This window comes from Kitasatospora sp. MBT63, assembly GCF_000710465.2.
GTDB lineage: Bacteria > Actinomycetota > Actinomycetes > Streptomycetales > Streptomycetaceae > Kitasatospora.
This window is the reverse complement of sequence record NZ_JAIZ01000563.1, coordinates 1-8,826: the sequence shown is the minus strand read 5'-3', so window position 1 is coordinate 8,826 and position 8,826 is coordinate 1. Positions and strand designations below refer to the sequence as shown.

Annotated in this window: 9 protein-coding genes; 4 read left to right on the top strand and 5 right to left on the bottom strand. The window is 73.2% G+C overall.

Annotation, left to right across the window (positions count from 1 at the left end):
* Positions 1–185: 185 nt before the first annotated feature.
* From AA75_RS29750 to AA75_RS29735, 4 genes are all read right to left on the bottom strand, one after another.
* The gene (locus AA75_RS29750) at positions 186–1,259 is read right to left on the bottom strand and encodes a low specificity L-threonine aldolase (RefSeq protein ID WP_033823397.1); all 1,074 of its coding nucleotides are present in this window, start codon (positions 1,257–1,259) and stop codon (positions 186–188) included.
* Positions 1,256–2,005 (bottom strand): SDR family NAD(P)-dependent oxidoreductase, encoded by a 750-nt coding sequence (locus tag AA75_RS29745; RefSeq protein ID WP_033823395.1) that lies wholly within the window; start codon positions 2,003–2,005, stop codon positions 1,256–1,258. Before AA75_RS29745 ends, AA75_RS29750 begins: the two co-directional genes overlap by 4 nt.
* Positions 2,002–3,399, bottom strand: a complete 1,398-nt coding sequence (locus AA75_RS29740) for a DUF6421 family protein (RefSeq protein WP_033823394.1) — start codon at positions 3,397–3,399, stop codon at positions 2,002–2,004. Before AA75_RS29740 ends, AA75_RS29745 begins: the two co-directional genes overlap by 4 nt.
* Positions 3,400–3,729: 330 nt before the next feature.
* Positions 3,730–3,918, bottom strand: a complete 189-nt coding sequence (locus AA75_RS29735; RefSeq protein ID WP_149038447.1) for a hypothetical protein — start codon at positions 3,916–3,918, stop codon at positions 3,730–3,732.
* A 213-nt stretch (positions 3,919–4,131) separates the two neighbouring features.
* On the opposite strand from AA75_RS29735, the gene AA75_RS29730 reads away from it, so the two are divergent.
* Together AA75_RS29730 and AA75_RS29725 are read left to right on the top strand one after the other, a co-directional pair.
* On the top strand, positions 4,132–4,698 hold the full coding sequence (locus AA75_RS29730; RefSeq protein WP_033823392.1) for a DUF5134 domain-containing protein: 567 nt from the start codon (positions 4,132–4,134) through the stop codon (positions 4,696–4,698).
* 130 nt (positions 4,699–4,828) lie between these two features.
* On the top strand, positions 4,829–5,779 hold the full coding sequence (locus AA75_RS29725) for a M56 family metallopeptidase (protein WP_033823391.1): 951 nt from the start codon (positions 4,829–4,831) through the stop codon (positions 5,777–5,779).
* 102 nt (positions 5,780–5,881) lie between these two features.
* Here the strand turns inward: AA75_RS29725 and AA75_RS29720 are convergent, their stop codons facing one another.
* Complete coding sequence (locus AA75_RS29720) at positions 5,882–6,298, bottom strand: MarR family winged helix-turn-helix transcriptional regulator (protein ID WP_033823390.1); 417 nt, start codon at positions 6,296–6,298, stop codon at positions 5,882–5,884.
* A gap of 85 nt (positions 6,299–6,383) precedes the next feature.
* Between AA75_RS29720 and AA75_RS29715 the strand changes: the two genes are divergently transcribed.
* Positions 6,384–7,925 (top strand): MFS transporter, encoded by a 1,542-nt coding sequence (locus AA75_RS29715; RefSeq protein ID WP_051813705.1) that lies wholly within the window; start codon positions 6,384–6,386, stop codon positions 7,923–7,925.
* Between the two features lie 227 nt (positions 7,926–8,152).
* A complete protein-coding gene (locus AA75_RS29710) occupies positions 8,153–8,758 on the top strand; it encodes a TetR/AcrR family transcriptional regulator (RefSeq protein ID WP_051813702.1) in 606 nt (201 codons plus the stop codon).
* The last annotated feature ends 68 nt before the right edge of the window (positions 8,759–8,826 follow it).

The following is an 8,826-nucleotide window of genomic DNA, read 5'->3' as shown; positions in this document are numbered from 1 at the left end:
CGCTCCGTTTTCCGGAGTTTCATTCGATCGGATTTCGCTTGGTTTCGGCCTTTCGGCGCCCCCGAACTCTAGCAGAGTTTCTCGGGCCGTTTTCCCGCTCTCAATTCGAATCCATGGACGGACCGAACGGCGGCGGGGCAACCCGGAGAACATTACGCTCCGGGCTGCCCCAGGTCAAACCGGGCTCAGGCGCGGCCGAGCTCCTCCACCAGCGCCGCCACGAAGGCGTCGATGTCGGCCTCGGTGGTGTCGAAGGCGGTCATCCAGCGGACCTCCCCGGTCTGCTCGTCCCAGAAGTAGAAGCGGTAACGCTTCTGCAGGCGCTCGCTCACCTCGCGCGGGAGGATCGCGAAGACCGCGTTGGACTCGACCGGGCGCACCACGGTGACGCCGTCGATGCCGCGGACGGCCTTCTCCAGTCGCTGGGCCATCGCGTTGGCGTGGCCGGCGTTGCGCAGCCACAGGTCGCCGGCCAGCAGGGCCTCGAACTGGACCGAGACGAACCGCATCTTCGACGCGAGCTGCATCGACATCTTGCGCAGGTACTTCAGGTCCCGGACGCGCTCGGGGTTGAGCACGACCACGGCCTCACCGAACAGCAGGCCGTTCTTGGTCCCGCCGTAGGAGAGGACGTCGACGCCGGCGTCCGTGGTGAAGGCGCGCAGCGGCAGCCCCTGGGACGCGGCGGCGTTGGCCAGGCGCGAGCCGTCGAGGTGGACCAGCATGCCCCGCTCGTGGGCGTGCTCGCAGATCGCCTTGATCTCCTCGGCGGTGTAGACCGTGCCTAGCTCGGTCGACTGGGCGATGGAGACGGCGAGCGGCTGGGCGCGGTGCTCGTCGCCCCAGCCCCAGGCCTGCTGGTCGATCAGCTCGGGGGTGAGCTTGCCGTCCGGGGTGGGGACGGTGAGGATCTTGATCCCGGCGATCTTCTCGGGGGCTCCGCACTCGTCCACGTTGATGTGGGCGCTCGCCGCCGCCACCACCGCGCCCCAGCGCGGGAGCAGGGCCTGGAGGGCGACGACGTTGGCGCCGGTGCCGTTGAACACCGGGAACGCCTCGGCGCGCTCGCCGAAGTGCTTGCGGAAGACCTGCTGGAGGTGCTCGGTGTACTGGTCCTCGCCGTACGCGATCTGGTGGCCGCCGTTGGCCACCGCGAAGGCGGCGAGGATCTCGGGGTGCACGCCCGCGTAGTTGTCGCTGGCGAAGCCACGGACCTCGGGGTCGTGGTGGCGTACGGCGTCGGTGTGCGGTTCGGTCATCGGGCTGTCAGCCACAGGTGCTGTCCGTTCAGTTCTGCTGCGGGGCGGTCCCAGAGGCCCGCCAGGTGCTCGGCCAGGTCGGCGGTGTCGGTGAAGCCGGCGAACTTGGCGTCCGGCTTCTCGGCCCGCATCTCCGGGGAGACCAGGGCCTTGATCACCAGGATCGCAGCCGCGGCGGTGGGCTCGCCGTCCCCGCTGGTGGTCTCCTTCACGAAGGAGTTCGCCATCGCGAGGGTCCAGGCCTCGGTGGCGGCCTTGGCCGCGGCGTACGCGGCGCCGCCGGCGGTGGGCTTGTGCGCGGCCGCGGCGCCGATCATCGCGAACCGGCCGGACTCGCTGCGCAGCAGGGCGGGCTGGAAGGCGAGCGAGGTGTGCTGGAGGGTGCGCACCACGGTGTCGTGCAGGAAGTCCCAGTCGTCTATGCGGCTCTCGAAGAAGGACTTGCTGCCCCGCCAGCCGCCGACCAGGTGGAACAGGCCGTCGACGTGGCCGTGCTCGGCCTCCAGGTGGTCGGCCCAGTCGTGGACCTCCTGCGGGTCGAGCAGGTCGATGATCTGGCCGGTGATGGCGGCGCCGGGGACGGCGGTGCGGACGGCGTCGATCGCGCTGTCCAGGCGGCGCTGGTCGATGTCGGCGCCGATCACGGTCGCGCCCTCGGCCGCGAGGCGGCGGAGGGTGGCCTGGCCGGCCGGGCCGCTGGCTCCGGCGACGGCGATGACCTTGCCTGCGAGGCGGGAGGTGTTCACGCGGCGACTCCCTCGAGGCCGGCACCGGTGATGCCGGTGGTGGCGGCGATGACGCCGCTGAGCTTCTTGGACAGGGCCTCGTAGAACATGCTGAGCGGGAACTCGTCCGGGTGGACGGCGTCGCACAGGGCCTTGTTGAGGGCCTTGCCGTCGACGGTGTCCAGCGGGAGCGCCTCGGGACCCTTCGCCCAGGTGGAGGCGGGGTGCGGGGTGAGGTACTTGGAGACCAGCTGGTACGCGGCGATCCAGTGGGCGGTCTTCGGCCGGTCGATGCCGTCGCGGTAGAGGGTCTCGATCTCGGCGCAGAGCGCGTTGGTGACGTCGGCGACGCGGTCCCAGTCGATGCTCAGGCGGTTGTCGCGCCAGCGCAGCGCGTCGTTCTTGTGCAGGTAGGCGAAGAGCAGCTGGCCGCCCATGCCGTCGTAGTTGCGGACGCGGTCGCCGGAGACCGGGAAGCGGAACATCCGGTCGAAGAGGATGGCGTACTGCACGTCGCGGCCCTGGGGGTAGCCCTCGGCCTGCAGCTTGACGGCCTCCTTGAAGGCGGTCAGGTCGCAGCGCAGCTCCTCCAGGCCGTACATCCAGAACGGGCTGCGCTGCTTGATCATGAACGGGTCGAACGGCAGGTCGCCGTGGCTGTGGGTGCGGTCGTGCACGAGGTCCCACAGGACGAAGGTCTGCTGGGCGCGGTGCTGGTCCTCCAGCAGGCCGGCGGCGTCGGCGGGGATCTCCAGGCCGAGCAGGTCGACGGCGCTGGTGGTGACCGCGCGGAAGCGGGCGGCCTCGCGGTCGCAGAAGATGCCGCCCCAGGTGAAGCGTTCGGGGGCCTTGCGGACCGCGACGGTCTCCGGGAAGAGCACCGCGGAGTTGGTGTCGTAGCCGGCCGTGAAGTCGGTGAAGGTGATCGGCACGAACATCGGGTTGTCGAAGCGCTCGCGCTCCAGCTCGGCCAGCCAGTCCGGCCAGACGACCTTCAGCAGGACGGCCTCGAGGTTGCGGTTCGGGTTGCCGTTCTGGGTGTACATCGGGAAGACCACAAGGTGGTCCAGGCCGTCCACGCGCTGGTCGGCGGGCTGGAAGGCGAGCAGCGAGTCGAGGAAGTCGGGCTCCCGGTAGCCGGTGTCGGCCCACTTGCCGAGGTCGGCCTGGACGGCGGCGAGGTACGCGGCGTCGTGCGGGAAGAGCGGGGCGAGCTCGGCGACGGCGGTGGTGACCGCCTCGACCAGCGGGTCGACGGTGTGGCGCTGGACGGCGCCCAGGTCGATCGAGCCGTCCTTGGACTGCAGCGGTCGAAGCGTCTCGACAGCGTCCTTGAGGCGCAGCCAGGCGGGGTGGCCGGCCGGGCCGGCGGAAGCATCGCCCGCTACCGCGAGCTTCGGCGAAAGATTCTGCATTGGAGACTCACTTCGACAGGAGTTTTTAGAGCATGACCACCATAGATACAGAAGGTTCTCCTGTTCAAGGGGGGTTCTGCAGTAAACCCGGCACTCAGGGTGACTGTCCACGATCCGGACGGTCGGCCGGACAGGAGAGCGAACGGGCCGCGGACCCGGCGGCGCACGGGGACCGGGGCGCGGCGGCGGAGGCCGTACGCCGACCATGCCTCGCGCCCCGCGGCGGCGCCACCGGTGGCGGGCGGGGCCGGCCGGAGCGGTCGGCGGTCAGCGGTCAGCGGCAGGTACACACTGGGCGACGCCGGTGCGGTGGGCCGGGGCGTGAGGGGTTCAGGTGCCGACCCGGACGACCTCGGCCAGCACCATGACGGCGCCGAGGGAGGCCCAGCCCACGCCGATCCGCCGGAGGGTGGCCGGGGTGGCGGCACCGAGCGGACGCCAGGAGCGCGCGGCGAGGCGGAAGCACTTCTCCGCCACACCCCCCGCATTGAGTGCCAGCGCCGTGCCCGAGAGCACCATCACCGCGGTGGTGATCCACAGAATCCAACAGTCGTTACCGGCTGTTCCCACTCGAATCCCCCCTGTCGTCCCATCATCGCCCACCCTCGCACAGGCGGCGGGCATTTCGGGGGGCGAGCACCAGTGCGCCCCGTACGCGCCCTGCCCGGGACGGCCGTCCATCGGGGAGGGTGGACCGTGAACCCGTCTGCACTCCGGTCGAGGGGGGCACCCATGCACGGTCCGACCGTCGTCAGCTGGCTGGTGGCCGCCCTGGCGGTGGGGGCGGCGGGTCTGTGCCTGCTCCGGCTGCGGGGCGCCGGCTGCGCCGGACCGGAGCGCCGGCACCCCGACCGGGAGTCGGACACCGCGGAGGCGGTGATGGCGCTGGGGATGGCGGGCATGGTGGCCCTGCCGGGGCCGCTCTGGGGCTGGCTGTTCGCCGCGCTGGCCGGGGCACTGCTGCTGGCGCTCGTCGGACTGCTGGGCCCCGGGCCGCGGGCGCACCGGCTGCACCACGGCGTGGGGGCGCTCGCGATGGCGTACATGGCGCTGGCGATGCCGGGCGGCTCCGGCGGGCCGCACGGTTCCGGCGGACACTATGCGGCGGCCGCCGTACCGGGGTTGCCATTGGTCACGGGCGCCCTGCTGCTGTACTTCGGCGCCTATTCGCTGTGGGCCGGCAGCCGGCTGCTCTCCACCCCGGCCGGGCCGCTGCCCGCGGCGGGCGGGGACGGGCTGGGGCGGGCGTGCCGGGTGGCGATGGGCATCGGGATGTTCGCGATGCTGCTGACCATGTGACAGCCGGCCGGTGCGGGCGCCACGTGGTGTTGGTCACTGCCGGGCCGGACGGGCTCCGGTGCGGGCGCCCGGCGCATAGGTTGGAGGGGCGCATCTCGCGCGCCCGTCCTCCCCGGGGGGAGCGTCTGCCATGACGGCCCTGCTCAGCCTGTTGCTGCTCGGAGTGCTGCTCGCCACCGTCGCGCCCGGACGGCTGGTCCGGGCCAGGTGGGTCGAGCGCGAACCGGTGCTGGCGCTCTGCGCGTGGCAGTGCCTGGTGGTCGCGGTGCTGCTGTGCTGTGTGCTCGGCCTGCTGCTGGCCTGTTCGGCCGCGCTGCCGGAGCTGCGTGCGCTGGTGTTCGCGGGCGCGCCGCGCGGGGTCGAGGAGGCGTACGGGCTGGCGGGGGCGGCGGGCTGGGGGCGGCTGTGGGCCGCGCTGCTGGCGGCCGGGGGGCTGTGGACGGCGGTGTCGCTGGTCCGGGAGATCCGCGCCGCCCGCGCGCTGCGCGGCCATCAGCACGACCGGCTGAGCCGCTCGGCGCCCGAGCTGCCGCCGGGTCTCGGGCCGGTCGAGCGGACCAGGGAGCGGTTGGTGGTCCTGGAGGACGTCCGGCCCGAGGCCTGGTCGCTGCCGGGGCACCAGGCCCGGCTGGTGGTCACCACCGGGGCCCTGCAGCAGCTGAGCGGGCGGGAGTTGGCGGCGGTGCTCAGCCATGAACGCGGCCATGTGCGGGCCCGGCACCACTGGCTCGCGCAGTGTGCGCAGGCGCTCGCCGACGGCTTTCCCGGGGTGGAGGTGTTCAGCGCCTTCCGGGACCAGGTCGGCGAGTTGGTCGAGCTGGCGGCCGACGACCGGGCGGCGCGCCGGCACGGCCGGCTGACCACGGCACTGGCCCTGGTCGAGCTCAACTCCAGCCGGGGGGTGTTCGGTTCGTGCCCGCCGCAGCAGCTCGCCCAGTCGCCGCGCCGGGTCGACCGGCTGCTGGCCGGTGAGCCCCGGCTGCGTGCGGTGCACCGGCTGCGGCTCACGCTGGCCGCGCTGGCGGCGCCTGCGGCGGCCGTCCTGCTGGCCGTCTGGCCGGGGCTGTCCGCACTGCTCTGACCCGTCGGCGACCGGTCACGGGCGGGAGGTCACGGGCGCGGCCGTTCGGCGGGCGCGCGGCTCTCCGGCCACCGGTCACGGGCGGGCGGGGCCGGGCGGCCGTCAGGGGCGCGGGGCGCCGTCCGTGAGCGTGCGGGCGAGCACCTCGCGGTGGAGCGGGCGGGCCTCGCGGTAGCGGGTGCGGCCGGCCTCGGTGAGCTGGACGTAGATGCCGCGGCGGTCGATCTCGCACATCGCGCGCTCGACCAGTCCGGCCTTCTCCAGACGCCCGATCAGCCGGGACAGCGCGCTCTGGCTGAGGTGCACGGTGCAGGCCAGGTCCTGGATCCGCAGGGCGGCCTCGCGCTCGCGGTGCTCGTCCTCCCAGAGCCGTTCCAGGACCTCGAACTCGCTCATGCCGAGGCCGTGGCGCTCCCCCAGCTCCCGGTCGAGGGCGCAGGAGGCGGCCGCGTGGCGCGCCAGCAGTGCACGCCACTCGACGACGTGGGCCGCGTCGGACGCGGTGTCGAGATCAGTCACCCCGCCAGGTTATCACTGCACGGGCACTTATTGCAGGCTCATTAAATGCGTTTGCATTCAATGCACGTGCATGTAGTCTCCTGCCATGACCACAGCCCAGCCGGCTCCCGGCGCCAACTCGACCGACCTCAGCTGGAGTCCACGCCTCTGGGGCGCCCTGATCGTCCTGTGCGCCGCCATGTTCCTCGACGCCCTCGACGTCTCCATGGTGGGCGTCGCCCTGCCCTCCATCGGCGCCGACCTCCACCTCTCCACCTCCACCCTGCAGTGGGTGGTCAGCGGTTACGTCCTCGGCTACGGCGGACTGCTGCTGCTCGGCGGCCGGGCCGCCGACCTGCTCGGGCGCCGCCGGGTCTTCCTGGTCGCCCTCGCCGTGTTCGCCGCGGCCTCCCTGCTGGGCGGCCTGGTGGACGACGGCGGCCTGCTGATCGCGGCCCGCTTCCTCAAGGGCGTCAGCGCGGCCTTCACCGCCCCGGCCGGACTGTCCATCATCACCACCACCTTCGCCGAGGGGCCGGCCCGCAACCGCGCGCTCTCCATCTACACCACCTGCGGCGCCAGCGGCTTCTCGCTCGGCCTGGTGCTCAGCGGCCTGCTCACCTCGGCCGGCTGGCGCTGGACCTTCCTGATGCCGGTGCCGGTCGCCCTGCTCGCGCTGGTCTTCGCGACCCGGCTGCTCCCCCGCCAGGCCGCCCCCGAGCGCGGCCGCGCCGGGTACGACGTGGCGGGCGCCGTCACCGGGACCGGGGCCCTGCTGCTCCTGGTGTTCACCCTCACCGAGGCGCAGAGCGCCGGCTGGGCGAGCGTGCGCACCCTCGGCTCGCTGGCCGTGGTGGCCGCCCTCGGCGCCGCCTTCCTGGTGATCGAGTCGCGCACCGCGCACCCGCTGGTGCGGCTCGGCATCTTCCGCAACGGCGGTGTCGCCCGGGCCAACCTCACCGCGTTCACCATCTTCGGCTCGTACGCGGGCTTCCAGTTCATCGCCACCCTCTACCTGCAGCGGCTGCTCGGCTGGTCCGCGCTGGAGATGGCGTTCGGCCTGCTGCCCGCCGGGGCGCTGGTCGCGCTGTCCGCGACCCGGATGGGCGCGATCATCGACCGCTTCGGCACCGGGAAGCTGCTGCCGATCGGCGTGCTGGCGCTGACCGCCGGCTACGCGTACTTCCTGCAGCTGGGTGAGCACAGCGGCTTCGCCAGCCTGGTCCTGCCGAGCATGGTGCTGCTGGGCATCGGCTTCGCCCTGGCCTTCCCCTCCGTCAACATCAGCGCCACCAGCGGGGTCGCGGACGAGGAGCAGGGGCTCGCCTCGGGCCTGGTGAACACCGCCTTCCAGGTGGGCAGTGCGATCGTGCTGGCGATCACCACCGCCGTGATCACCGCGGGCAGCGGCGGCGGCGAGAGCCCGCAGGCCCAGCTGGACGGCTACCGGCCGGCGCTGCTGCTGGTCACCGGGATCGCGGCGGCCGGTCTGCTGGTGACCCTGGTCGGCGCCGCGCTCGACCGGCGGGCCGCGGCGGCGGCCGTGGCGGCCACCCCGGTGCCGGACTACCGCTACGGGCCACTCACCGACGGCGGCGAGCCGGCCGGACGGGACGCCACCCGGACCGAGGTGCTGTCCGAGCGCTGAACCCGCGGCCACCCGTCGCGGCGCACCACCGGATGCCGCCCAGGTGCCGGCTCCACCAAACCCCCGTGTTGGTGGAGCCGGCACCTGGGCGTTCCACCGCGCGGCCCGGCGTACCCGAGGCCCGGATCCCGGCGCGGCGGTCGACCCGGCCAGATATATTGGCCGGGAGCCAATGAACGTACGGAGCTGACACGATGGCACCTCGGGGGGAATCGGTCAATGAGGCCATGCGCCGACGCTCCCGCCACCGCATCCTGCGCGCCACCGTCGAGCTGGTCGACCAGCACGGATACGGCCGGACCACGCTGGGCGACATCGCCGAGCGGGCCGGGCTCGCCCGCGGTCTGGTCTCCTACTACTTCGACGGCAAACGGCTGCTGATGCAGGCCGCCACCCACCGGATGATGCACCTGGGGCTGGCCGCCGCGCTCGGCGACCTGCCGTCCGACGCCTCCCCGGACGCCCGGCTGGCCCGGGGGATCGACACCGTGCTCGAGCTCGCGCTGGAGCATCCGCTGGTGATGCGTTCGCACCTCGCACTGATCCTGGAGCCGGACGCCGGCAGCTTCGTACAGGACCCCGAGCAGCAGCAACTCGGCGCCATCCTGCGGGAGTTGCTCAGGGACTGGGGCGCGCCCGACCCGGTGGCCGAGCACGCGGTGCTGCGCAGTGCGCTGATGGGCGCCTGCATCGGGGTCCTGCTGCCAGGCGCGCCGGTGCCGCTGGCCCCGATCCGGGCGGACCTGTTCGCCCGGTACGGGCTGGCCTGGGAGCTGGGGGTGCCGCCGCAGCCGCGGGCGCCCGCCCGGCCGCAGCCGTCGGTGCGCGGCTGAGCGGCCCGGCCGCACCGGGCGGCCGGGCGGCGCGGCGGGGGCCTCAGCGGTCCTTGAGGATGGTGGCG

Coding starts and splice junctions, on each gene's coding strand:
- AA75_RS29750 (WP_033823397.1), bottom strand. CDS start 1,259: ATGACCGAACCGCACACCGACGCCGTACGCCACCACGACCCCGAGGTC.
- AA75_RS29740 (WP_033823394.1), bottom strand. CDS start 3,399: ATGCAGAATCTTTCGCCGAAGCTCGCGGTAGCGGGCGATGCTTCCGCC.
- AA75_RS29735 (WP_149038447.1), bottom strand. CDS start 3,918: ATGGTGCTCTCGGGCACGGCGCTGGCACTCAATGCGGGGGGTGTGGCG.
- AA75_RS29730 (WP_033823392.1), top strand. CDS start 4,132: ATGCACGGTCCGACCGTCGTCAGCTGGCTGGTGGCCGCCCTGGCGGTG.
- AA75_RS29725 (WP_033823391.1), top strand. CDS start 4,829: ATGACGGCCCTGCTCAGCCTGTTGCTGCTCGGAGTGCTGCTCGCCACC.
- AA75_RS29715 (WP_051813705.1), top strand. CDS start 6,384: ATGACCACAGCCCAGCCGGCTCCCGGCGCCAACTCGACCGACCTCAGC.
- AA75_RS29710 (WP_051813702.1), top strand. CDS start 8,153: ATGCGCCGACGCTCCCGCCACCGCATCCTGCGCGCCACCGTCGAGCTG.